This is a genomic window from Micromonospora sp. NPDC049903, assembly GCF_044460945.1.
Classification (GTDB): domain Bacteria; phylum Actinomycetota; class Actinomycetes; order Mycobacteriales; family Micromonosporaceae; genus Micromonospora.
On record NZ_JBITKL010000005.1, the window covers coordinates 149,693 to 173,277 of the forward strand.

Annotated in this window: 22 protein-coding genes; 10 read left to right on the forward strand and 12 right to left on the reverse strand. The window is 71.9% G+C overall.

Translation table 11 applies throughout. The annotated features are described in order from the left end of the window. Positions 1-883: 883 nt before the first annotated feature. Positions 884-2,071, reverse strand: coding sequence for a thrombospondin (locus ACIBO1_RS12025; RefSeq protein ID WP_396744492.1), 1,188 nt, complete (start codon positions 2,069-2,071; stop codon positions 884-886). Positions 2,072-2,375: 304 nt separating this feature from the next. After that, positions 2,376-3,068 (reverse strand): SDR family NAD(P)-dependent oxidoreductase, encoded by a 693-nt coding sequence (locus ACIBO1_RS12030; protein ID WP_396744495.1) that lies wholly within the window; start codon positions 3,066-3,068, stop codon positions 2,376-2,378. A gap of 100 nt (positions 3,069-3,168) precedes the next feature. Here ACIBO1_RS12030 and ACIBO1_RS12035 point away from each other — a divergent pair, with 100 nt between their 5' ends. From ACIBO1_RS12035 to ACIBO1_RS12045, 3 genes are read left to right on the forward strand one after another with little or no spacing between them, the layout of a single operon-like run. Beyond that, positions 3,169-3,591, forward strand: a complete 423-nt coding sequence (locus ACIBO1_RS12035) for a DUF5753 domain-containing protein (RefSeq protein ID WP_396744498.1) — start codon at positions 3,169-3,171, stop codon at positions 3,589-3,591. Continuing rightward, on the forward strand, positions 3,584-3,781 hold the full coding sequence (locus tag ACIBO1_RS12040; RefSeq protein ID WP_396744501.1) for a DUF397 domain-containing protein: 198 nt from the start codon (positions 3,584-3,586) through the stop codon (positions 3,779-3,781). The genes ACIBO1_RS12035 and ACIBO1_RS12040 overlap by 8 nt, the downstream gene beginning before the upstream one ends. A 31-nt stretch (positions 3,782-3,812) precedes the next feature. Next, entirely contained in the window at positions 3,813-4,637 is an 825-nt protein-coding gene (locus tag ACIBO1_RS12045; RefSeq protein ID WP_396744504.1) for an Fpg/Nei family DNA glycosylase, read from the forward strand. Between the two features lie 75 nt (positions 4,638-4,712). On the opposite strand, the gene ACIBO1_RS12050 is transcribed toward ACIBO1_RS12045, so the two are convergent. The 5 genes from ACIBO1_RS12050 to ACIBO1_RS12070 all read right to left on the reverse strand — a co-directional run bounded on the left by ACIBO1_RS12050 (position 4,713) and on the right by ACIBO1_RS12070 (position 11,579). Further along, complete coding sequence (locus tag ACIBO1_RS12050; protein WP_396744507.1) at positions 4,713-6,320, reverse strand: ricin-type beta-trefoil lectin domain protein; 1,608 nt, start codon at positions 6,318-6,320, stop codon at positions 4,713-4,715. Between the two features lie 122 nt (positions 6,321-6,442). Continuing rightward, positions 6,443-7,315 carry an aminoglycoside phosphotransferase family protein gene (locus tag ACIBO1_RS12055; protein ID WP_396744510.1) on the reverse strand — a complete coding sequence of 291 codons (873 nt, stop codon included), beginning with the start codon at positions 7,313-7,315 and terminating at the stop codon, positions 6,443-6,445. Positions 7,316-7,534: 219 nt separating this feature from the next. Next, positions 7,535-8,956, reverse strand: coding sequence for a WGR domain-containing protein (locus ACIBO1_RS12060; protein WP_396744513.1), 1,422 nt, complete (start codon positions 8,954-8,956; stop codon positions 7,535-7,537). Positions 8,957-9,043: 87 nt separating this feature from the next. After that, the gene (locus tag ACIBO1_RS12065; protein WP_396744516.1) at positions 9,044-10,417 is read right to left on the reverse strand and encodes an FAD-dependent oxidoreductase; all 1,374 of its coding nucleotides are present in this window, start codon (positions 10,415-10,417) and stop codon (positions 9,044-9,046) included. Positions 10,418-10,430: 13 nt separating this feature from the next. Continuing rightward, positions 10,431-11,579 carry a glutamate--cysteine ligase gene (locus tag ACIBO1_RS12070; RefSeq protein ID WP_396744519.1) on the reverse strand — a complete coding sequence of 383 codons (1,149 nt, stop codon included), beginning with the start codon at positions 11,577-11,579 and terminating at the stop codon, positions 10,431-10,433. Between the two features lie 256 nt (positions 11,580-11,835). Between ACIBO1_RS12070 and ACIBO1_RS12075 the strand changes: the two genes are divergently transcribed. Beyond that, a complete protein-coding gene (locus ACIBO1_RS12075; protein ID WP_396744522.1) occupies positions 11,836-13,254 on the forward strand; it encodes a carbohydrate-binding protein in 1,419 nt (472 codons plus the stop codon). Between the two features lie 174 nt (positions 13,255-13,428). Then, entirely contained in the window at positions 13,429-14,817 is a 1,389-nt protein-coding gene (locus ACIBO1_RS12080; RefSeq protein ID WP_396744525.1) for a chitinase, read from the forward strand. 149 nt (positions 14,818-14,966) lie between these two features. Here the strand turns inward: ACIBO1_RS12080 and ACIBO1_RS12085 are convergent, their stop codons facing one another. Continuing rightward, positions 14,967-15,632 carry a DedA family protein gene (locus tag ACIBO1_RS12085; RefSeq protein ID WP_396744528.1) on the reverse strand — a complete coding sequence of 222 codons (666 nt, stop codon included), beginning with the start codon at positions 15,630-15,632 and terminating at the stop codon, positions 14,967-14,969. 55 nt (positions 15,633-15,687) lie between these two features. Beyond that, on the reverse strand, positions 15,688-16,278 hold the full coding sequence (locus tag ACIBO1_RS12090; protein WP_396744531.1) for a DUF1349 domain-containing protein: 591 nt from the start codon (positions 16,276-16,278) through the stop codon (positions 15,688-15,690). 93 nt (positions 16,279-16,371) lie between these two features. Here ACIBO1_RS12090 and ACIBO1_RS12095 point away from each other — a divergent pair, with 93 nt between their 5' ends. Together ACIBO1_RS12095 and fabG are read left to right on the forward strand one after the other, a co-directional pair. Further along, on the forward strand, positions 16,372-18,024 hold the full coding sequence (locus ACIBO1_RS12095) for an alpha-amylase family protein (RefSeq protein WP_396744534.1): 1,653 nt from the start codon (positions 16,372-16,374) through the stop codon (positions 18,022-18,024). 114 nt (positions 18,025-18,138) lie between these two features. Continuing rightward, entirely contained in the window at positions 18,139-18,897 is a 759-nt protein-coding gene (gene fabG / locus ACIBO1_RS12100; protein WP_396744537.1) for a 3-oxoacyl-ACP reductase FabG, read from the forward strand. A gap of 86 nt (positions 18,898-18,983) precedes the next feature. Here fabG and ACIBO1_RS12105 read toward each other — a convergent pair whose 3' ends face one another. Together ACIBO1_RS12105 and ACIBO1_RS12110 are read right to left on the reverse strand one after the other, a co-directional pair. Then, positions 18,984-19,400: a hypothetical protein gene (locus tag ACIBO1_RS12105; RefSeq protein ID WP_396744540.1), complete on the reverse strand. Its 417-nt coding sequence runs from the start codon at positions 19,398-19,400 to the stop codon at positions 18,984-18,986. Then, positions 19,393-19,788, reverse strand: coding sequence for a hypothetical protein (locus tag ACIBO1_RS12110; protein ID WP_396744543.1), 396 nt, complete (start codon positions 19,786-19,788; stop codon positions 19,393-19,395). Before ACIBO1_RS12110 ends, ACIBO1_RS12105 begins: the two co-directional genes overlap by 8 nt. A gap of 151 nt (positions 19,789-19,939) precedes the next feature. Here ACIBO1_RS12110 and ACIBO1_RS12115 point away from each other — a divergent pair, with 151 nt between their 5' ends. Both ACIBO1_RS12115 and erm read left to right on the forward strand, forming a co-directional pair. Then, positions 19,940-20,842, forward strand: coding sequence for a Gfo/Idh/MocA family protein (locus ACIBO1_RS12115; RefSeq protein WP_396744546.1), 903 nt, complete (start codon positions 19,940-19,942; stop codon positions 20,840-20,842). 344 nt (positions 20,843-21,186) lie between these two features. Continuing rightward, complete coding sequence (erm, locus tag ACIBO1_RS12120; protein ID WP_396744549.1) at positions 21,187-21,984, forward strand: ErmE/ErmH/ErmO/ErmR family 23S rRNA (adenine(2058)-N(6))-methyltransferase; 798 nt, start codon at positions 21,187-21,189, stop codon at positions 21,982-21,984. A gap of 7 nt (positions 21,985-21,991) precedes the next feature. Here the strand turns inward: erm and ACIBO1_RS12125 are convergent, their stop codons facing one another. Continuing rightward, positions 21,992-22,183, reverse strand: coding sequence for a DUF2795 domain-containing protein (locus ACIBO1_RS12125; RefSeq protein WP_350692482.1), 192 nt, complete (start codon positions 22,181-22,183; stop codon positions 21,992-21,994). Between the two features lie 75 nt (positions 22,184-22,258). On the opposite strand from ACIBO1_RS12125, the gene ACIBO1_RS12130 reads away from it, so the two are divergent. Beyond that, positions 22,259-23,515, forward strand: a complete 1,257-nt coding sequence (locus tag ACIBO1_RS12130; protein WP_396744553.1) for an erythromycin esterase family protein — start codon at positions 22,259-22,261, stop codon at positions 23,513-23,515. Positions 23,516-23,585 lie beyond the last annotated feature (70 nt).

Consider the following 23,585-nt stretch of genomic DNA (forward strand, 5'->3'; position numbering starts at 1 on the left):
GGGCTGGCGCCGTTGCTCAACGTTATGCGCCCGCCAGCCGCATAATCCACCGCCGAGCCTTGCGCAGGGTGACTGATCGTTGCGTCTCAGGTCTTGCTAACGGTAGATCGTTGCGTCCACGCGTCGACGGCCTGTGTGAGGGTCCCTCGCCTCGCTCACCGTGAGTGGTCGTCTCGCCGCGCGGCCGGTGACTTCCGCAGCGGTGGCGTCGGTTTGCGGCAGCCGCCCCCGGACGCTGCCCTGCTCCCTGGGCACTATCGGTGCTCGCGGTGTCCGGAGTGCTGTCGGTGTCCGGGCTGCTGTCAGTGTCCGGGGTGCTGTCGGCGTCGTGGGTGCTTGCGGTGTCGGGCGTTGCCGGCGACTGGGGCAATGTCGGCGGCCTGGGTGCGGTCAGACGTTGTCGGTGTCTGGGGCAGTGTCGGCCCCGTCAAGTCGGGGCTTTGCCGTTCGGGGGCGTCGGCGCTCGGGTCGTCAGCGGTCGAGGCGTCAGCGGTCGGGGTTGCTGGCGGCTTGGGGCGCGGTTGGTCGGGTGGAATCGGCCGGAGTGGCATCCGTCCGAGCGACCGGACGCCCCAGCGAACCTCACAACGCCCACCGTCCCGTCAGCTCAGCGCAGATCTTGGACAGTTTCCGTTAGCAGCTAACGGAAACTGTCCAAGATTGCCAGGCAGAGGTGACCCGGCGTCCTTACTCACACCGCCGCATCGGCCCTGGGCAGGAGAGGACTGTGCGAGGTGCCCCGGACACGCGTCAGGGGCGGCGAACCGCCGCCCCTGACGAGGGTGTGTGCGCCCGGCTGGTGAACCACCAGAATTGGTCGGGCTACGGCCGGTAACTCGCCGGCCGGGCGCCGGTGAACCACCGGCGGACCGAAATGTGCCCCCTAGATACGGTCGACAAACTGTGAGTCAAGCCACTCACGGAAACGGGCTACGGTGTCACCGTCGGTGCTCGGCCAGTCGTACTGGCCGGTCATCGCCAGGATGCCGAGGACCACCGCGCCGAGGCCGATGGCGATGCCGAACAGCGCGTCGGCCTTGCCCGCGATGTGCCGCCGCCGGGTGGCGATCAGGCCCAGCACGGCGAGGACCGCGCCGATCGCGCCGACCGCGATGCCGTATCCGGCGAGGGTTCCGGTGAGAACGAAGAGGATGCCGCCGACGCCGACGATCAGGCCCAGGGTGGCCAGCAGGCTGGCTCGGGGGCGCGGACCGGCGGGTGCGGGCGGAGCGTCGGGAGCGGGAACGGTGTCCCGGTCGGCCGTCGTGTCCCGGCTGCCCACAGTGCCACGGTCGCGCACGGTGTCGTGGTCGCGCACAGCGTCCCGGCCGGTGGTGGTCGGGGGCTGGTCGGTACGCACGTCCGGGTCGGTGTCGGTGACCGGGGCGGAGGCCGTGACCGGGGCGGAGGCCGTGACCGGGGCGGAGGCCGTGACCGGGGCGGTGCTGCGGGCGCGGCGGGAGCCGTCGACGCCGGAACGGGCGGTGGCGGCGCGCGCCACGGCGGCCCGCTCGGCGGCGGGAGCGTCGGTCGTCCGACCGGTACCGGCTTCGGTGGTGGTGGCCGCACCGGCGGCGTTGTCCCGGTCGACGGCGCGCGCGGAAGCCGTGCGGTCTCGGTCGGTCGTGCGGTCTCGGTCGGTCGTGCGAGCGGTGGCGGCGTGGTCCGCGTCGGCAGCGGTGCGATCTGCGGCTACGGCACCGACGGTGCGATCCCGGTCGGCGCGGTCCTCTGCGGCGGCGCTCGTGGCGGCCGTGTGGTCCCGGTCGGTGGAGCGTCCGGTGGCGGCGCGGAGCCGGTTGGTGGCGCGCTCGGCGGCGGCGCGGTATCGGCCGGCGGCGCGCTCGGCAGTGATGCGGCCGCCGTCGGCGTCGCGTTCGGCGGCGGTGCGGTCCGGTTCGGTGGTCGTGGCGGTGGAAGCCGCCGCGCCCCGGTAGGTGGTGCCGTCGTCGGTGCGTCCGTCGGCGGCGGGACGGGCCTCGGTGGCTACCGTGCCGGTGCGGTCGGCCTCGTCGCCGGGGGCCGGGGGCGGTGCGGGCTCCTCCCGGCGGGACAGCGAAGGAAATCTCATGGGTTCACCTCCAGGTCATGCGTGGCCGGCGCCGACCCCGTCCTTCGCCCGCCACGCGTCAACGCCACCGAGATACCCAGCCCGCACTTTCCCGACACCCGTGCGGCATCGAGCCGACTGGATCTTGGAAAGCTCGGTTCACCGGGGAGGAAGGACCTGGCAGCGGCGGTGCAGGACCCGGCTCAGCAGCGAGGCAGGACCGGCTCAGCAGCGAGGGCGGATCCGGCAGCGATGGCCCGGCTGCGATGGCTCAGCAGCGATGGCCCAGCAGCGAGGGCTGGCAGCGAGGGTCCAGCAGCGAGGGTCAGCGGCGGGGACGGGTGAGGGGTGCCAGGAGGGTGGTGAGCAGGGCCGCCCGCCGGGGCCGGGAGACCAGGACGGGCCGGTTGCGGACGCACCGGACGAGGACGTCCACCGCACGGTCCACCGTCATCATCAGCGGCCGGACCGGTCCCTTCGCCATCTTGGTGTCGACGAAACCGAACCGCACGGTGGTCACGCTCACGCCCTGACCGCGCAGCGCCGCCGAGAGTCCCATCAGGTACGACGACAGTCCCGCCTTCGACCCGGCGTACCCGGGTGCGTCGCCGGAGACCATCCGGTCGGCCATGCTGGACAGCCCGATGAGGTGCCCGTCTCCGGCGGCCACCATTCTCGGCACGACGGTGGCGACCGTGCGGGCCGCCCCGATCAGGTTGACCTCCAGGGTGCGGGTCTGCGCGTCCAGGTCGGCCAGGTCGACGGGCTCACCGATGCCGGCGGCGTACACGCAGAGGTCCACCCCGTCCAGCTCGTCGATCGCCTTGGCCAGCACCTCCGGATAGTCCGGTGCGGTCACGTCGACGGTGTGGTGGGCGTACGTGGGGACACTGATGCCGTTGTCGCGGCGGGACACTCCGGCGACCCGCCAGCCGTCGGCGAGCAGCCGTCGGGTGAACGCCAGCCCGATCCCGTCACTGTTGCCGATCACCACTGCGCAGCGCATTCGTTCCGCCATGCCCCACCGTCCTCATCGCACCGATGGTGCCCGCCCTACCGGCGGCCCGAGGCGCAATTGAACCAGAGTTTTCTGAGTACTCCCTACCAATGAGTAGCAGGTGCGGGCGGCTGTCGGCGTACACCTCGGGTCGGTGCCGGTGCGGTGCGGGCGGGGGCTCAGCGAGGCGGTGCTGCGCCGCACCATCCCCGACCGGCGGGCGATGGTCGAGCAACTCCGCCACCTGCTCGACGTGGCCGCGCTGCCGAACGTCTCGCTGCGGGTCCTGCCGCTGGCCGCCGGCCCGCCGCTGGCCAGCGAGACCGGCACCTTCGTCGTGCTGGGCTTCCCGCAGGGGCTCGGCCGGGCCTCGACCGAGCCGACCACCGTCTATCTGGAGAACATCACCGGCGCGCTCTATCTTGACCGGCCGGCGGAGGTGGCCGCCTTCGCGCACGTCTGGAACGACCTGGAGTCCCTCGCCTCCGATGAGGCAGAATCAGAGAAAATGATCAACATGATCATCGAGGAGCATCATGACTGATCTGGCCGGGGCCGTCTGGCGCAAGAGCACCCGCAGCGGCGGGAGCGGAGGAAACTGCGTCGAGGTGGCCGACAACCTGCCCGGCGTGGTGGCCGTCCGCGACAGCAAGGACCCGTGCGGCCCGGTGCTCACCGTTGCGCCGTACGCCTGGACGGCCTTCGTGCGGCAGGTGCGGCACCGCTCACACTGACCACGACGGCGGGCTGACTACGCTTGGTGTCGTGCCAGAGGGACATACGATCCATCGCCTGGCGGCCCGGCACGCCGAGCTGTTCGCCGGGGACAAGGTGCTCGCCGCCAGCCCTCAGGGCCGGTTCGCCGAGGGTGCCGCGCTGATCTCCGGCAGTGTGCTGGAGGCCACCGAGGCGTACGGCAAGCACCTGCTGCACCACTACGCCGGTGAGCGGACGCTGCACGTACACCTCGGTCTCTATGGCAAGGTGACCGACGGTGACGGTGAGCCGCCGGAGCCGGTGGGTCAGATCCGGTTGCGGTTGGCCAGCGACCGGCACTGGCTCGACCTGCGCGGGCCGACCGCGTGTGAGCTGCTCGCCCCGCCCGAGGTGGCGGCGCTGCGGGCCCGCCTCGGCCCCGATCCGCTGCGGGCTGACGCTGACCCGGACCGTGCGTACGACCGGATCCGGCGTAGCTCGACGCCGCTGGCCTCGCTGCTGCTGGACCAGTCGGTGGTGGCCGGCACCGGTCTGATCTTCGTGATGGAGGTGCTGTTCCGTGCCGGGCTGCCGCCGAGGCTGCCCGGCCGGGAGCTGACCCGTCCCGCCTGGGACGCCATCTGGGCCGACCTGGTCGAGCTGATGACGCCCGCCGTCGCCGTCGGCCGTATCGACACCGTCCGCGCCGCGCACCTGCCCGAGGCGATGGGCCGTCCGGCCCGCGTCGACCGGCACGGCGGCGAGGTGTACGTCTATCGCCGCGCCGCCCAGCCCTGCCACGTCTGCGGCACCGCCGTCAGTCGGGGCACCCTCGGCGCCCGCAACCTGTACTGGTGCTCGACGTGCCAGAGCGAAGGAAGGGTCCCCTGCTAACGCCTCGCGTATAGCAGGGGACCCTTCCTCACATCCGGCGACGGTGCTCGCGCCCGCCGATCCGGGGTGGTGCTACTACTGCTTGCGCCAGTTCTGGTCGGCGTAGCCCTTGTCGGTGAAGATGATGAGCGGCTTGTCCGGGTCGGCCATGATCGTGTCGAGGACCTTGCCGTTGAGCTTGCTCACGATGCGGCCCTTGGAGTTCATCTGCCAGTGCTGAGCGGGGTTGCCGCTACAGGTGGCCGCCTGCACCACCGTGTTGTCCTCGGAACCACCCCAGGCGATGTCCATGCAGAGACCACGGGCACGGATGGTGCCGTCACTGCGGAAGGTCCACCACTGCGCCGGGTCCTCGGTGCAGGTACGCAGCTTGAGCTGCATACCGTCGCCCCCACTGCCGGCACTGACGCAGCGCTTGGTCTGCACGTGGAGGATCTGCACCGCGTCGGCCGGGCGCGTCGGCTTCGGGTCGGGAGCCGGCGGCGGCGGTGCGCCCGCGTTCGCCCCCGCAGTACTGGGGCTGCTCGGGCTCGGGCTGCCGGAGGGGCTGGCGTCCGGACTCGGGCTCGGGCTCGGGGACCCGGACGCCGACGGGGTGGGTGAGGGGGAGGGGCTGGTCGGCAGGTTCGCCGTCAGCCGGCTGTCGAGCGCGTACACGTCGGTGAAAGTCTTCACCGACCGCAGAAACGTTTCGGTCTGCCGGTCGATGGTGCCACCGTTCTGCCGCACCGCCGTGGTGCCGTTGCGGTACGCAGCGAGCGCCAACTGAAGGGGGTCCCCCTTCAGGCCGGACAGCTCACGGACCAGGCTGCACAGGGCGTAGCCCATGGTGGGGACGGCGACCTCCGGCTCCCACACCGAACGACCCTTAGGCCCGTACGACTGCCACATGTCGGACCGGAACTGCGCGACACCGCGTTGACCGGTCGCACCGAGCCGGTTCGCGTCGAACCCGGACTGCGCCATGATGTGGGCGGCGACCAGTGGTGGGGTCACCTCCTGGCAGAGCGAACCCGCCCGGACGATGTGCTGCACGTACTCGGCGGGAACCCCCTTCGCCTCGGCGGCCGGTGCCGTCTGGGCCGTCTCACCCGGACCGCCGAACTGCCGCAGCTTGCCGTAGTACCCGGCGTAGGCGCTGACCTGGTCGACGTAGGTCGTGGCCGCGTCGGGCACCCCGCGAACCTGGGCGACGGAGTTCAGCCCGACGTGGAAGGCGGCCACCGCGAGACGCCACTGGTCACCGGCGGCACCCGCCAGCCGGAGATGGCCGGTGAGGTCGCACATCTGGTGGGCGAGCGCCAGGATGTTCGCGGACATGTCGGAGCGTCGAGCGTCCGGCCACGGCTTCCACGCCTGCCACTTGTCGTCTTCGAGGCCGGCGATGCCCTGACCGCCGGAGACGGTCCGCGCCGCCCGGTCGTCCAGGCCCGATTCGGCCATCAGTTGTCCGGCGAGTCTCGCCGGAGTCAGCGTCGGGCAGGACCCGGCGGCAGCGATGAGCACGGTCATCTGCTTGTCGGTGACCGCGTCGCCGACCAGCACGTCGTCGCGGGCAGAGGCGACGCCGAAACCGACGGCGGCGACGGCGGAGAGGACCGCGAGCGCGGCCAGGACGAACGCCACGAACCGGCGCGGCATCCGCTCCAGTTTGAGCTTCTTGAGGATGAGGTCGCGAGTCACAGGTAGGCCAATCCCTTTCGGCGTGGCGACACCTGTGGCGACGGATCTGGATCGCTGCGCGTTCACGACCTCGCCGACAATTTTCTCGACGCGGGTTCCCACCGGTCGCCTCCGGCCGACCGCTAGTCGAGGAGCCAGCGAACGATCTCGATGTGTTCGGCGAAGACCGTGTCGCCGGCGATGCTCCAGGCCATCGTGTGGCCGATCGTCCAGTCGCGTACCCGGTCCCGGTCCAGGCCCAGCTCGGCGCTGAGCCGGTCGAGTCGGCGGCGCACCGCTGCGGGGGAGTGGCCCAGCTCGGTGCCGCGCACCATCGGCACCGCCGAGAACTCCCGCTCACCGACGAGCGGCTTCGGGTCGATCGCCAGCCACGGCTCGCGGGTGGCCCGCAGCACGTTGGCGGCGTGCAGGTCCTGGTTGACCAGCACCTGTTCGCCCTGACTACCGGCCAGCCCGGAGAGCAGGTCGAGGGCGAGGTCCACCAATCGCCGCTCGTACGGTCGCCCGGCCCGTTCCCAGGCGGCCGGTAGCGCGACCGTCCAGCCCGCCACCGCCTCGGCCAACGACAGGAACGGCCCGTCGGTCGGCTGCCAGAGGCGGGGGAGCAGCGCCACCACCGCGTCCAGCGCATCGTCCAGCGGGAGTACGCGCAACGGCGTGCCGGGGTCGCAGCGCTCGATCAGCAACGCCCGCCGGTCGGGGTCGTGGGCGAGCAGCCGGGCGGCGCCGTCGCCGTTCCAGTGGTGCAGCGCGGCCGCCTCGTGTTCGCTCTCCGGGTCGGGGAACTGCATCTTCAGCACCGCCCGGGTGCCGTCGGGCAGGTCGGCCGGCACCACCAGTGAGGTCATGCCGTACCCGAAGGGCGGCCCGACCCGCAGCGACCAGTGCCGGGCGCAGGCGGCCAGCAGGTCCGGCAGCCCGGCCAGCCACTGCGCGCCGCCCGGCATGGCGCGTAACCAGGTCAACTCGTCAGGGATCCGCAGCGCGCCCGTCACCGGCCCATGGTCACCGGACGGCGAGCGCCACCACAACCACTTTCGGCCCGCGACCCGGCGCTGCCCACCCACCGGGCGGCGACGCCCACTACAACCGCTCTCGGCTCGCGATCCGGCGCTGCCCACCGGTCGGGCGACCCACTGCCCCGACCGGCCGGCGGGCGAGGCTGTGGCCTGTCCTGCCGGAGCCGGTCGGAGCCGGTCGGGGCAGGGCCGGGGTCAGCGGAGGCGGCGGATGTCGCCGTAGGCGCGGTAGAAGCCGCCCCGGCCGGACTCGCGGACGTCGGTGACCAGGTAGCGGGCGCCGGGCTGGCGGATGCCCTTGGGGAACTGCACCGACCAGTTCCGGTGGTAGCCGGCGGAGAGCACGTGCACCCGCAGCCGACCGCCCTGCTCGACGCACTCGACGATCACCCCGTCACCGGAGTCGGCGACCACCTCGACCTGCGTGACCGCGGCAGGCTCGGGCATCCGGGCCGGTGCCTTCACGTCGACCACGTCCGGCACGCTGCCCGCCTCGGCCGCCCGGATCGCCGGCTCGCTGGCGTCGATGCAGGCCAGGTGGCCGCTGGTGGTGACCACGTAGAGGCGCTGGTCGTGGTATTGCATGGAGTACGCCGAGCCGCAGCCGGTGCCGAGCTTCCACAACCGGGTGCCGTCCTCGGCGAAGCAGTAGATCGAGGACTGGCTGTCACCGGCGAAGACGTACCGGCCGTCGGAGGCGGTGGCGCAGGAGAAGACCGGCGCGTCGGCGCGGTAGGTGCGGGCGTACCCGCCGTCCTTGCCAATGCGGACCACCTCGCGGGTCGCGGTGCCGGCGAACACCGCGTCGCGTTCCTGCCAGCCGAACAGCACCGAGCCGGTGCGGGTGTGCCACAGCTCCTGCCCGGTCCGCCAGTCGTAGCCGCTGACCCCGGTCGAGTCGCCGTGGTAGACGGCGTCGCTGTCGCAGCGCACCATCCAGGCCGAACTGCCGCGCCCGCCCCGACGCCAGAGGAACTCGTCCTCGTGGTCGACGGCGGCGATCCCGCCGTCGGCGTCGGAGACACCCAGCACGCCGTCGTGGATGTCCAGCCAGTAGATGTCGATGTCGGGCGCGATCGTGTACGCCACCCGGGGGATCTTGCCGGAGAGGTCGTAGACGCTGCCGTCGTCGCAGCCGGCGTAGATCCAGGCGTCGTCGGCGACGATGCACTTCACCCCGTCTGGCAGGCGGACCTGGTCCAGCACCCGGGCGTCGTGGTCGAGCGTGGTGATGACGCCCCGCTCGTTGCCGACCATGCAGGTGCGACCGTCGATGAAGATGCCGAACGCGGGAGCGCCGGAGTCGTAGCGCCACAGCACCGGTGCGGTGCGGGCGGTCGAGCGGGTGCTGACGATCTGCCGCCGGGACACCGCGCGCTTCTGGCGGACGCCCGGCACCGCCGGGGCGTACCCCTTGCGGACCTTCTCGCCGATCTTCTTCGCGGCGGCGGCCCGCGCCCGCGCGTTGTCCGGGTAGCCGGAGGTCTTGACCTGCCCCTGGTCGCCGATCCGGCCGTAGCGCACGGTCAGCGTGGCATCGTCGACCACCACCTCGTAGAACTTGTGTGCTGCACCGTCCGTTTCGGACAGTTCGAGGTAGGTCGTCTCCTGCGACATGCGGGTCCTCCGAGGGGTCGGCACCGCCCCTGTCTGGGGCGGCAGGCACAACCTAGCCACCCCCACCGACAGGGAACCGAGCAGACCTCAGCGCGGGTCGAGCGCGTCGACGGCCTTGCGGGCGGCGACCAGCACCGGATCCCAGACCGGGGCGTACGGCGGGGCGTAACCGAGATCGAGCGCGGTCATGTCGTCCACCGTCATCCGGTTCCACAGCGCCACGGCCAACGTGTCGATCCGCTTCGCCGCCTCGGTCCAGCCGACGATCTGGGCACCGAGCAGCCGCCCGCTCGGACGTTCGGCGATCAGCTTGACCGTCATCGGCCGGGCACCCGGGTAGTACCCGGCGCGGTTGGTCGACTCCGCGATCACCGAGACGAACTCGAAGCCGGCCGCCAACGCGTCGCGCTCCCGTAGCCCGGTCCGCCCCACCTCCAGGTCGCAGACCTTCGCCACGGCCGTGCCGATCACCCCGGCGAAGGTGGCGTACCCGCCGCCGATGTTGATTCCGGCCACCCGGCCCTGCTTGTTGGCGTGCGTGCCGAGCGGCACGTGCACCGGCATGCCGCTGACCCGGTGCAGGGTCTCCACACAGTCCCCGGCGGCCCACACCCCGGACATCTCGGCGACCCGCATCCGACGGTCCACCCGGATGCCGCCGGTCGGGCCGAGCGGCATGCCGGCGGCCTCGGCGAGCGCGGTGTTGGGGCGTACGCCGAGGCCGAGCACCACCACGTCGGCCGGGATCGGGCCGTCGTCGGTGACCACCTCGCTGACCCGACCGTCGCGGACACCGAGCGACTCGACCTGCACGCCGGTGCGGATGTCCACGCCGAGGCCCCGCATCGCCTCGGTGACGAGCGTGGCCATGTCCGGGTCCACGGTCGACATCGGCTGCTCGTCGCGCTCGACCAGGGTCACCGACAGCCCGCGCCGGACCAGCGCCTCGGCCATCTCCACGCCGATGTAGCCGCCGCCGACCACCACCGCGCGCTGCGGCGTCGGGTCGGACTCCAGCCACCTGCGCAGGGCCGCGCCGTCGTCGAGCGTCTGCACCCCGAAGACCCCGAGCGCATCTGTACGCGCCCAGTCCGGCTTGGTCGGCACCGCGCCGGTGGCGTACATCAGGGTGTCGAAGCCCTCCCGGACCTCGCCGCCGCCCTCCAGATCGCGGGCGACCACCTCGCGGCGGTCCAGGTCGATCTCGGTGACCTCGTGCCGGAGTCGGACGTCGATGTCGTACTTCTCCCGGTGGGTCGCCGGGTCCCGGGCCACGAGCTGCTGCGCGTCGCCGACCAGTCCGCTGATCCAGTACGGGATGCCGCACGCCGAGTACGAGGTGTAGTGCCCCCGCTCGAACGCGACGATCTCCAGGTCGTCCGGGCCGCGGCGGCGCCGCGCCTGGGCGGCAGCCGCCATGCCGGCGGCGTCCCCGCCGACGACGATCATCCGTTCCGCCACGGCCGTCCTCCTGTCACGCCGGGATCTCGCCCCGGGTCTGTCGCGCCACGTCCGCCACCACATCCTCCAACCGACCGGTACGCGCGAACACCGCGCGCTGTCGCGCCGCGCCGGTGCCGTGCTCCCGCAGCCGGTCCAGCAACTCGGTCACCTCGGCGAGGTCACCGTGCCGGTCCAACGCCGGGCCGAGCCGCCCGACGAGCTGGTTGAGCAGGTCCCACGCCGGGCGCAGCTCACCGGTGGCCAGGTCGACCGCGTCGCCCTCCAGCCCGTCGTGCGCGGCCCGCCAGTGCGCGCCGACCAGCAGGTGGTGGTCGGCGGGCAGCGGCGGCCGTCCGGCGGCGATGTCGTCCAGCGCGGTCGCCACCAGCGCGCGGACCAGGCCGGCGACCAGGACCGCGTCGTCCACCGTCGGGCAGACGTCGCCGATGCGCAGCTCGACCGTCGGGTACTTGGCCGACAGCCGGGCGTACCAGTAGAGCATCCCCTCGTCGAGCATCACCCCGCTGCCGATCAGCTGGTCGATCAGCCGTCGGTAGTGGTGGTGGGAGGTCAGGAACGGCGTCGGCGCCACCGACGGCCAGCGTTCCCACTCGATCGAGCGCCAGCTCGCGTACCCGGTGTCCTCGCCCCGGGAGAACGGCGAGTTGGTGGTGACCGCGTGCAGGATCGGCAGCCACGGCCGGACGTGGTTGAGCACCTGCACCCCGGTGTCCGGGTCCGGCACCCCGACGTGCACGTGCATGCCGTTGTTGCCCGGCCCCGGCACCAGCAGCCGGTAGCGCTCGATCATCCGGTCGAAGCGGGGCTTGTCCACCACCGGCGGCACCGGTCCGTCGATCGGTCCGGTGCCGATGGCGAGCAGTTGGGCACCGGCCCGTTCGGCGGCGTCGGCGAGCGAGGCGCGCAACAGGGCAAGGGAGTGCCGGATCGAGGAGAGCTCCAGCCCGGGCGGGCTGCCGATCTCGATCTGGCTGGTCTGGAACTCGCGTTCCACCTGACCGTGGAGTTCCGCCGGGACCTGTTCCAGCACCGCCTCGACGGCGGGCACCGCTGCGCCGCCGTCCGGGTCGACCAGCAGGAACTCCTCCTCAACCCCCACCGTGAGCAGGTCGGTCTCCTCGACCTGCCGGGTCGGCGCCGTCGCCACCTGCCTGACCATCACCACCACCGTCCGCTCCTGCCGGGGCGGTCCGTCCGCGCCGTCGGGCGGCAATTACCCCCCGTGGTGGTCGGGGGAAACCCGCCCTGCTCGTGTAAGGAGGGGTCCCCTGATAACGCCTCGTGCATAGCAGGGGACCCCTCCTAACATCCGGGCCGATAGGGAGCGGATCGATCGACATTGACAACTGTTCGAGTCGGACGTACAACTCCTGAGAGAGCGCTCTCACATCTCCGTCCCGCAGAGAGGCACGTCCATGACACCTGCCCCGGCGGCGCCCGCCGCCCTGCCCGCGCGACGCCGGCTGCGGCTCGCGTTGGCCCTGATCACCGCCACCGTCACCGGCGTCGCCGGGCTCGCCGCGACCGCCGACGCCGCCGTGCCGACGCCCCCGTCCGGGTGGAGCCTGGTGTGGAGCGACGACTTCACCGGCGCCGCGGGCACCCTCCCGTCGTCCAACAACTGGATCATCGACACCGGCACCAGCTACCCGGGCGGGCCGCCCAACTGGGGCACCGGCGAGATCCAGACGTACACCAACAGCACCGCGAACGTCAGCCACGACGGCGCCGGCAACCTGCGGATCACGCCGCTGCGCGACAGCTCCGGCCGCTGGACCTCGGCCCGGATCGAGACGGTCCGCAGCAACTTCAAGGCCCCGAGCGGCGGCATCCTGGCCATCGAGGGCCGGATCCAGATGCCCAACGTCACCGGCGCCGCCGCCTCCGGCTACTGGCCCGCGTTCTGGGCGCTCGGCTCGCCGTACCGGGGCAACTACCAGAACTGGCCCGGCATCGGCGAGTTCGACGTGATGGAGAACGTCAACGGGCTCAACACCGTCTGGGGCGTGCTGCACTGCGGCGTGGCGCCCGGCGGCCCGTGCGACGAGTTCAACGGCATCGGCGGCTCCCGCGCCTGCCCCGGCAGCACCTGCCAGTCGGCCTTCCACACCTACCGCTTCGAGTGGGACGCCTCGACCAGCCCCCAGCAACTGCGCTGGTACGTCGACGGGCAGCTCTACCACTCCGTCAGCCAGTCCCGGGTCGGCGAGCCGTACTGGTCGCAGATGACCAACCACGCGGGCTACTTCCTGCTGCTCAACGTCGCCATGGGCGGCGCGTTCCCGAACGGGGTGGCCGGCAGCACCACGCCGACCTCGGGCACCGTGCCGGGGCGGCCGATGCTCGTGGACTACGTGGCCGTCTACAGCCGTGGCGGCAGCACCCCGCCCACCACGCCGCCGCCGACGACCCCGCCCCCGACCGGGGTGCGGGACGCGTACGGCACCATCCAGGCCGAGTCGTACAACGCGCAGAACGGCGTGATCGTCGAGGCGTGCTCCGAGGGTGGGCAGAACATCGCGGCGCTGCGCAACGGTGACTGGGTCCGCTTCGACAACGTCGACTTCGGCTCCACCGCGCCGCGCGACTTCGTGGCCCGGGTCGCCTCCGGCGCGGCGGCCGGCGTCAGCGGCCTGGTCGAGGTGCGGATCGGCAGCCCGACGAGTACGCCGATCGGCAGCTTCGCCCTCGCCAACACCGGCGGGTGGCAGAGCTGGCGCTCGGTGCCCGGCAACGTCTCCCCGGTGACCGGACGGCAGACCGTCTACCTGACGTTCAGCAGCGGCCAGCCGAACGACTTCGTCAACGTCAACTGGTTCCAGTTCCGCCGCTGAGCGCGGTGCTCGTGCAAGGAGTTCGTGTAAGGAGGGGTCCCCTGCTAACGCCTCGTGCATAGCAGGGGACCCCTCCTAACAACCCCACGCCAGCTCTGGACAGAAATAGTTAACAGTCTTAATAATGAGCGCCAGGTCGATGCCCATGGATTTCCGTCCGGTCTGGAGGCTCACATGAAACGGTCCAGAAGCCTGGTGCTCACAGTGGTCGGCGCACTGGCCGCCGCGCTCGGTGCGGTCTGGCTGGCGCCCGCCGCGTACGCCGCCGGAGTCACCGCCAGCTTCGCCAAGACGTCCGACTGGGGCTCCGGTTGGGAGGCGAAGTACACCATCACCAACGGCAGCAGCAGCACGGTCAACGGCTGGAGCCTCGCCTTCGACCTGCCCAGCGGCACCACGCTCGGCAGCTACTGGGACGCGCTGCTGACCTCCAGCGGCCAGCGCCACACGTTCACCAACCGCTCCTGGAACGGCACCATCGCCCCCGGCGCGTCGGTCTCCTTCGGCTTCCTCGGCAACGGTTCCGGCGTACCCACGAACTGCCGGCTCAACGGCGCGGCCTGCGCCGGCGGCACCACCCCGACCACCCCGCCGCCGACCACGCCGCCCCCGACCACGCCACCTCCGACGACCCCGCCGCCGACCAGCCCGCCGCCGGTCACCGGCCTGCCGAAGCACATCCTCACCGGGTACTGGCACAACTTCGACAACCCGGCCGTGGAGCTGCGGCTGCGCGACGTGCCCACCGAGTACGACCTGGTCGCGGTCGCCTTCGCCGACGCCACCACCACCCCCGGCGCGGTCTCCTTCGCCATCGACCCGGGCCTGTCCGCCTCGCTCGGCGGCTACACCGACGCCGACTTCTCCGCCGACGTGCGCACTCTCCAGAGCCGCGGCAAGAAGGTGATCATCTCGGTCGGCGGCGAGACCGGCCGGGTCGCGGTGAACGACGCGGCGTCCGCGGTGGCCTTCGCCGACAGTGTGTACGCGCTGATCCAGCGCTATGGCTTCGACGGCGTCGACGTCGACCTGGAGAACGGCCTGAACCCGACCTACATGGGGCAGGCGTTGCGCTCCCTGCGGGCCAAGGTGGGCAGTCGACTGATCATCGCGATGGCACCGCAGACCATCGACATGCAGAATCCCACCACCAGCTACTTCAAGCTGGCGCTGGACATCAAGGACATCCTGACCGTGGTGAACACCCAGTTCTACAACTCCGGGGCGATGCTCGGCTGCGACAACAACGCCGCGTACGCCCAGGGCACGGTCAACTTCATCGTCGCGCTGGCCTGCGTCCAGTTGGAGGCGGGACTACGGCCCGACCAGGTCGGGCTCGGCCTGCCGGCCGGTCCCGGGGCGGCCGGTGGCGGCATCGTCGCGCCCAGCGTGGTCAACGCCGCGATGGACTGCCTGACCCGGGGCACCAACTGCGGCAGCTTCCGCCCGCCGCGTACCTATCCGGGCCTGCGGGGCGCGATGACCTGGTCGATCAACTGGGACGTCACCCACAACAACTCCTTCGCGCGCACCGTCGCCCCCCACCTCCGCACCCTCCCCTGACCCCCACCCCATCCCGTCGATCATGGAGTTGTGGCTCCCGAAGAAGCCGCATAAGTGGTCAGAACAAGCGCCACAACTCCATGATCGCGGGGGCTCCCGGGCAGGGCGGGGCGGGGCGGGGCGGGGCAGGGCGGGACAGCGCCGGGAGGTCAGCGGGAGGCGGGGGTGCGGGGGCGGGTCCGGGCGCGGCGGCGCTTCTTCTTGATCGCCCAGGAGGCGATCATGAAGACGAAGACGGCGATGATGCCGTAGTCGAACCAGGAGCTGTAGCGGTCGATCTCGTGCCACTGCGAGCCGAGCGCGTAGCCGAGCCCGATGAACAGCCCGTTCCAGATGCCGCTGCCCAGCGTGGTCAGCGTGACGAACTCGACCAGCGGCATCCGGTTGGCGCCGGCCGGTATCGACACCAGGCTGCGGACCACCGGCGCCATCCGACCGAAGAAGACGGCGCGCCGGCCGTACCGCTCGAACCAGCGGTCGGCCTTCTCCAGGTCCTCCAGGTCCACCAGCGGCAGGCGGTCGAGCCAGTGCTTGAGCCGTTCCTCGCCCAACGCGGCGCCGAGCCAGTAGAGCACCAGCGCGCCGAGCAGTGAGCCGGCGGTGGCCGCGACGGTCACCACGACCACGTTGAAGCGGCCCTCACCGGCCAGGTACCCGGCCATCGCCAACACGATCTCGCTGGGGATCGGCGGGATGATGCTCTCCAGGGCGACCAGCAGGGCCACGCCCACCGCTCCGCCCGCCTCGATCACGCCGGCCACCCAGCCGGTGATTCCACCGAGTTGGCTCGGGTCGACATCCTGGGCGAGTGCCATGCGGTGCCTCCGCGAGGTTCCGTAAAGGAAGGCTCCTACCCGCCCGGGGCCGCTGTTACTCCTCGGGGTGCAGTGCGGCGTCGGCCGGGCCGAGTCGCCAGTCGGTGAACCGGACGGTCAGCCCGGCCCGGCTGGGGGAGCAGCAGTACGGTCCGGCGGAGGCGTCGGCGTCGGGCGCGAGCGGTGCGAGCCGGACCAACCGCCACTGCTCGCCGGCCACCCGGGCGCGTACGGTCAGCGCGTCGCCGGTGCGGCTGACGCGTACCGTCACCTCGTGGCCCGCCCAATCGGGCACCGGGGCGACCGACCAGTCGGAGAATTCGCGGGTGACCACCGCGCCGACCTGGGGGTGGCCGTCACTGACCTCCACTCCGGCTTTGACCCAGGTGCGGTCGTCCACCCACACGAGTACGCCGGCCTGGTCGAACTGTTCGGTGTAGTCGAGCGGGAAGTCCACCTCCATCGCGCTGCCCACCGGGAAGGGCGTGAGCAGGGCCGGAGCGTCGTCGTGCACGAACCCGTAGCTGGTGTGCCGCCACAGGTCGCTGCTCGCCCCCGGTTCGACGCTCAGGACACCGGCCGGCTCCACGCTCGTCCGTACCGGCTGCCCGTGCCACGTCCCGCTGGACCACTCGATGCTCCGCATGACGGCACGGTACCGATCAGCCGTCCCCGGCGGGGTCCCGCCCGCGACGTCGGCGGGTTTGCCGGGCGGGCGGTCCGGAGAAGGTTCCCCGGCATGTCTGACAGGTGGTACTCGGAGGCGGTCGTGTACTGCCTCGACATCGACACGTACGCGGACTCCGACGCCGACGGGGTCGGTGACATCCGGGGTCTGATCGGCCGGCTGGACTACCTGGCCCGGCTGGGCGTGACCTGCCTCTGGCTGCACCCCATCCACCCGTCGCCCAACGGTGACGACGGGTACGACGTGACCGACTTCTACAACGTCGACCCGCGCTTCGGCACCCTCGGCGACTTCGCCGAACTGCTGCACCAGGCCGGCAACCGAGGCATCCGTGTGATCATCGACCTGGTGGTGAACCACACCTCGGACCAGCACCCGTGGTTCGTCTCCGCCCGCTCGTCGCCGGACTCGCCGTACCGCGACTGGTACGTCTGGTCCGACGAGGAGCCCGCGGACCGGCACCAGGGCATGGTCTTCCCGGGCGAGCAGCACGAGACCTGGACCTACGACCGGACCGCGAAGTCCTGGTACTACCACCGCTTCTACAAGTTCCAACCGGACCTCAACACCAAGAATCCCCAGGTACGCGCCGAGATCAAGAAGATCATGGCGTTCTGGCTCCAGCTCGGGGTGGCCGGTTTCCGGATGGACGCGGTGCCGTTCATCATCGAGCGCACCGAGCCCGGCGACCCGAACCCGGAGCTGGACTTCGAGTTCCTCACCGAGCTGCGCCAGCACGTGCAGTGGCGTCGGGGCGACGCGGTGCTGCTCGCCGAGGCGAACGTCGAGCCGGACCAGCTGCCCGCCTTCTTCGGCGACAGCGGCGGCTCGGCCAACCGGGTGCACATGCTCTTCGACTTCATGCTGAACGGGCGGCTGATGCTGGCCATGGCCCGGCAGGACCCGGAGCCGGTGATCGAGGCGCTGCGGGACACCCCGGCCCTGCCGGAGGGTGGCCAGTGGGCCACCTTCCTGCGTAACCACGACGAGATCGACCTGTCCCGGCTCACCGCCGAACAACGCAACCAGGTGTACGCGCAGTTCGGCCCGGACGAGAACATGCGGCTCTACGACCGGGGCATCCGTCGCCGACTGGCGCCGATGCTGGGCAACGACCGGCGGCGCATCGAGTTGGCGTACTCCCTCCAGTTCTCGTTGCGCGGCACGCCGGTGCTGCGCTACGGCGAGGAGATCGGCATGGGCGAGGACCTGGCGCTGCCGGGGCGGGAGGCGATCCGTACCCCCATGCAGTGGTCCTACGAGCCCAATGCCGGCTTCTCCCGGGCGGAGCCGGAGAAGCTGGTGCGCCCGGTCATCGACAAGGGCGAGTTCGGGTACGAGAAGGTCAACGTCACCCTGCAACGTCGGGACCGCAACTCGTTGCTCGGCTGGTTCGAGCGGATGATCCGTACGCTGCGCGAGGCCCCGGAGATCGGCTTCGGCTCGACCACCCACATCGACGTACCGATGCCTGCGGGGGTGTTGGCGCACCGGGCCGACGGGCCGACCGGCACGATGGTCTTCCTGCACAACCTGGGCACCGACGACGCCGAGGTGGACCTGAGCCTGCTGGAGTCGGAGGCGGAGCTGCCGATCGACGTGCTGGCCGACCGCAACTACGACGACGTGGGCAAGCTGGACAAGCTCAAGATCGCCGGCCACGGGTACCGGTGGATCCGGCTCTGTCGATCCTGGTCCGTCTAGTCTCCGCACCGGATTCCCCGGCCGTCGCCGGCCGGTCGGGGATCTCGGTGGGCCGGAGGTGGGCGCACGGTGGGTTAGGCTCCTGCCGTCGAGCGAGGTTACCGGGAGGTAGGCATGTCGGAGGGGCAGCGGGTCGCGATCGTGACCGGGGCGGCGCGCGGGATCGGCGCGGCCACCGCCAGGCGGTTGGCCGCCGACGGGCTGGCCGTCGCGGTGGTCGACATCGAGGAGTCGGCGACCGCCGAGACGGTGGAGGCGATCACGTCGGCCGGTGGCCGGGCGCTCGGCGTCGGCGCGGACGTGTCGGACCGGGCGCAGGTGGAGGCCGCCGTCGAGCGGGTCGCCACCGAGTTGGGCGCACCGACCGTGCTGGTCAACAACGCCGGGGTACTGCGGGACAACCTGCTGTTCAAGATGACCGACGCCGACTGGGACACGGTCCTGGGCGTACACCTGCGGGGTGCCTTCCTGGTCAGCCAGGCGGCGCAGAAGCACATGGTCGAGGCCAAGTGGGGTCGGATCGTCAACCTCTCCAGCACGTCCGCGCTCGGTAACCGGGGGCAGGCCAACTACGCGGCGGCGAAGGCCGGGATGCAGGGGTTCACCAAGACCCTCGCCATCGAGCTGGGGCCGTTCGGGGTGACCGTCAACGCGGTGGCGCCGGGCTTCATCGTCACCGACATGACCGCCGCCACCGCCGCCCGGATGAAGATCGACTTCGAGGCGATGCAGAAGCACGCCGAGGGGGAGATCCCGGTACGCCGGGTCGGGCGGCCCGAGGACGTGGCGCACACCATCTCGTTCCTGGCCAGCGAGGGGGCGTCCTTCGTCTCCGGTCAGGTGATCTACGTCGCGGGCGGTCCGCGCGACTGACCCGTTGCTGTTGGTGGTGGGTGGTGGGTGGTGGGTGTTAGCAGGGGACCCTTCCTATGCACGAGGCGTTAGTAGGGGACCCTTCCTTACACCCGGGGGCGGGTGAACCAGAGCCAGGCCAGGCCGAGGACGGGCAGCACCAGCGGGATGTAGCCGTACCCGCTGCCGAAGCCGGACCAGACCGTCTCGTCCGGGAAGAGGTCGGTGCGGACCAGGCTGAACGCGCCCACCCCGACCACACCGACCAGCTCGACGAGGCAGCAGGCCAGGGCGACCCGGCGGCCCGCGTGCCCGGCTCGGGCCAGCCCCACCGCCGCCACGATGTAGACCAGCGCGGCCAGCGCCGAGAGCAGGTACGCCAGCGGCGCCTCGTCGAACCGGGTGATGATCTGGAGGCCGGCGCGACTGGTGGCGGCGATCGCGAAGAGCAGGTACACCGCGATCAGCAGGCGACCGGGGCCGGCATTGGTCCGGGTCGTCCCGGCGGTCCGCGCCTCAGCCACCGAGCACCTCCCAGGTCTGCTGGAGCCGCACCACGACCACCGGCGTCACCAGGCAGACCGCGCAGACGATCGCCGAACCCCAGCGGGTCGGCTCCATCCGGGCCAGCACCGCAGCAAGCGGCGGCAGGCAGACCAGCGTCACCAGGTAGCCGAAGAACGCCCCCGGCTCGCCGGGCTGCTCGCCACCGGCGAGGGCCACCCCGGCCAGCACCGCCAGCCCGAGCAACGCCAGCTCCAACACGGCCAGGCCGATCATCTGTAGCCGGTCCGGCGCCCGGTGGCGCAGCGTGGCCACCAGCGCCCACACGGCGACCAGCAGCGACAGCACGATGGCGACGGTCGCCGGGACGCCGTCGACCGGGGACCCGGCGGCGGGCGCGGCGGTCACCGGGTCCGTCCGGTGCTCGTTCCGATCACCGGCCTACTCTACTAACCCCCGTAGTACAGACGGCGGGGCGGCGGGCCGGACCGGCCGGGGGACTAGCGTGGACCTCGCTGCGGGTCAGCAGCAGCCAGGCGAGACGGCGGAGGTACCGGTTATGCGGTTCGGGTTGTTCGGCACCGGCCACTGGGCGGCACAGACGCACGCGGCGGCGCTGGACGCGCACCCGAGAGCGGAACTGGTCGGCGTCTGGGGACGTAACCCGGACCGAGCCGCCGCGCTGGCCACCCGGTACGGCGTACCGGCCTTCACCGAGGTCGAGGCGCTGATCGAGGCGTGCGAGGCGGTGGCCGTGGCACTGCCCCCGGACGTACAGGCCGACATCGCCGCCCGGGCCGCCACCGCCGGCCGGCACCTGCTGCTGGACAAGCCGCTGGCGTTGACCGTCGCCGACGCCGACCGGGTGGTCGAGGCCGCCACCGCCTCCGGCGTGGCCTCGGTGGTCTTCTTCACCGGCCGCTACCAGCCGGAGGTCGCCGGTTTCATCACGGCCGTCGCGGCGGCCGGTGGCTGGCACACCGCAAGCGTGGTCCGGTTCGCGTCGATCTTCCAGCCCAGCAGCCCGTACGCCCAGTCGCCCTGGCGGCGCGAGCGCGGCGCGCTCTGGGACATCGGCCCGCACGCGCTGTCCGTCCTGCTGCCGGTGCTGGGCCGGGTGAACCGGGTGACGGCCGTGGACGGCCCCGGTGACCTGGTGCACCTGCTGCTCACCCACGACGGCGGAGCCACCAGCACGGTGTCGCTGACGTTGGACGCCCCGCCCGAGGCGGTGGCGGCGGAGTTCACCCTCTATGGCGAGAACGGCGTCGAGCGGTTGCCGAACCCGGACGGTTCCTCGGCGACCGCCTTCGCCGTGGCGATCGACCAGTTGCTGGCCGAAGTGGACGGCGGCACCCGGGACCACCGCTGCGACGTGCGCTTCGGCCGCGAGGTGGTCGCCGTACTGGCCGCCGCCGAGACCGCCCGGACCCGCTCCGCCACCGTCGACCTGCCCGCCTGACCGCGTCCGACGCGGTCGAGAGCGTCCGTGCCGGGTAATTCGATGGCCGGATCAGGGCGCGCTGGCTAGGGTCGCCGACGTGGTCACCTATGCCTCGATGATCGCGGCCGGCATGCCGGCCGCGTGCTGGTGCCTGGCGTCGGCGCGGCTGCGGGCCCCGCGTCCGGCCCTGGCCGGCGCGACCCGCGACTGACGTCTCCGCGTACGTCCTCCGGCACCGCCGCACCGTGCGGTGTCCTCTCGCGCCATGCCAGGGCCGTCCGAGTCCCGACCTCTCGGACAGGCCCCGTCGACGGCTGCCTGTCCGTACCCGTCGCCCCGACGGCGACAGACAGGACGACATCGTGGCGCCCCGCCGTACCCGTACCACCGCACGCGACCGGTCCCGTCGCGTACTGTCCCAGAACTTCCTGGCCGACCCGGCCGCCCTCCGGCGGATGGTGGACGCCGCCCGCCCCGATCCCGACGGCCTGGTGTTGGAGGTGGGCGCCGGACGGGGACAACTGACCCGGCCACTGGCCGCGCGGTGCGGGCGCGTCGTGGCGTACGAGGTGGATCCGGACGCGGGCGTGGAACTGGCCCGGGTCTGCGCCGCGCTGCCCACCGTCACGCACCGCCAGGTCGACTTCCTCACCGTGACACCGCCTCGGGAGGAGTTCGCGGTGGTCGGCAACATCCCGTGGTCGCTGACGGCGGCCGTGGTGCGCTGGTGCCTGGCCGCACCGACGCTGCGCTCGGCGACCCTGATGACCCAGTGGGAGTACGCCCGTCGCCGCGCCGGTGACTACGGCAGGTGGACCCGACTGACGGTGCTGACCTGGCCGGAGTTCGAGTGGCGGCTCGCCGGACGGGTGCCGCGTGCCGCGTTCCGTCCGGTGCCCCGGGTCGACGCGGGGATCCTGCGGGTGGACCGTCGGGCGCGTCCGTTGCTGGCCCCGCAGACGCTGCCCGCGTACCGGCGGATGGTGGAGCTGGGCTTCGGCGGTGCCGGCGGCTCAGTCGCGGCCTCGCTGGCCCGGCAGTACCCGCGGGCACGCCTGGCCGCGGCGCTGCGCGCCGGGCGGCTCGCGCCGGACACCCCGGTCGGGCACGTCTGGCCCGAGCAGTGGTTGGCCCTGCACCGGCTCCTGCACGCGCGCTGACCTCGGCTCAGGTCGCCGCGCGCAGCGCCTCGCCCAGCTCGGCCGGGGAACCGAAGTGCTCCACCGGCAGCGCCCGGACCGCCTCCAACTGCTCGGTGCTGGCGCCGTTCTCCTGGCACCAGCGGATCAGGTCCTCGCGGGAGACGGGAAAGTCCAGCCCCGCGATCTGGTCCGGCAGGAAGGCGCCGCTGTCGGTCATGGTGTCCGATCTACCCGCCCGAGGCGCCCGGCACACCCCCGGGTTTGCTCCCGGGGGTGCCGGGTAGCCGCAGGCATGCTGGTACAGCGGCTCGGCGCGCCGAGCGACCTCGACCCGTTGCTGGAGCGAGTCCGGGACGTCCGGGTGGTGATGATCGGCGAGGCGACGCACGGCACCCACGACTACTACCGCATCCGGGAACAGCTCACCCGGCGGTTGATCGCCGAGTGCGGGTTCAGTTTCGTCGCGGTGGAGGGTGACTGGCCGGACTGCGACCGAGTGAACCGTTCGGTGACCGCTGCGGCGGGTGGTGCGACGGAGCCGCAGACCGCGCTGGAGCGTTTCGAGCGCTGGCCGACCTGGATGTGGTCCAACGCCGAGGTGGCCCGGTTCTGCCGCTGGCTGCGGGCGTGGAACCTGGAACGACCCGAGTCGTCCCGGGCCGGGTTCCACGGTCTGGACGTGTACAGCCTCTGGGAGTCGATGCAGGCGATCTTCGACTACCTCGGCGAGGAGGACCCGGCGTCGCTGGAGGCCGCCCAGGACGCGTACCGGTGCTTCGAGCCGTACGGCAAGCAGGTCGAGGAGTACGGCCTGGCCAGCCGCTTCGTCTCCGCCCGCTGCGAGGAGGAGGTGGTACGGCTGCTGGCGCGTACCCGCGAACACGCCGCCACGGCCGGACCGGGCGCCTTCTCGGCCTGGCAGAACGCGGAGGTGGTGGCCGGCGCGGAGCGGTACTACCGGGAGATGGTGGCCGGTGGGCCGGGATCGTGGAACGTCCGCGACGGCCACATGGCCGACACCCTGGACCGGTTGCTGGACCACTACGGGCCGGGCGCCCGGGGTGTGGTCTGGGCGCACAACACGCACGTCGGTGACGCGCGGGCCACCGACATGGCCGCCGACGGCATGCTCAACATCGGCCAGCTCGCCCGGGACCGCTACGGGCCGGACGGGGTGGCGCTGATCGGTTTCGGCAGCTATCGCGGCACGGTGACGGCAGCACCGCGCTGGGGCTCCCCGGCCGAGGCGATGGTGGTGCCGCCGGCCCGCCCCGGTTCGCTGGAGCACCGGCTGCACGAGCTGATGCCGGACCGGGCGGTGCTGGTCTTCGGCGGCCCGGACCAGCCGGGCTGGGTCACCGACACACTCGACCACCGGGCGGTCGGCGTGGTCTACGACCCGTCGTTCGAGTCGTGGGGCAACTACGTGCCGACCCGGCTCGGGGACCGGTACGACGCCTTCGTCTGGTGCGACGAGACCACCGCCCTGCACCCGCTGCCCGCGCTGACCACACCGGGTGAGATGGAAACCTATCCAGCAGGCGTCTGAACGCGCGCTCGCGCTGCGTTGCGTGCGCTGCGCCGTGGCGCGCGCTTGCGCTGCGGTACGTGCGCTGCGC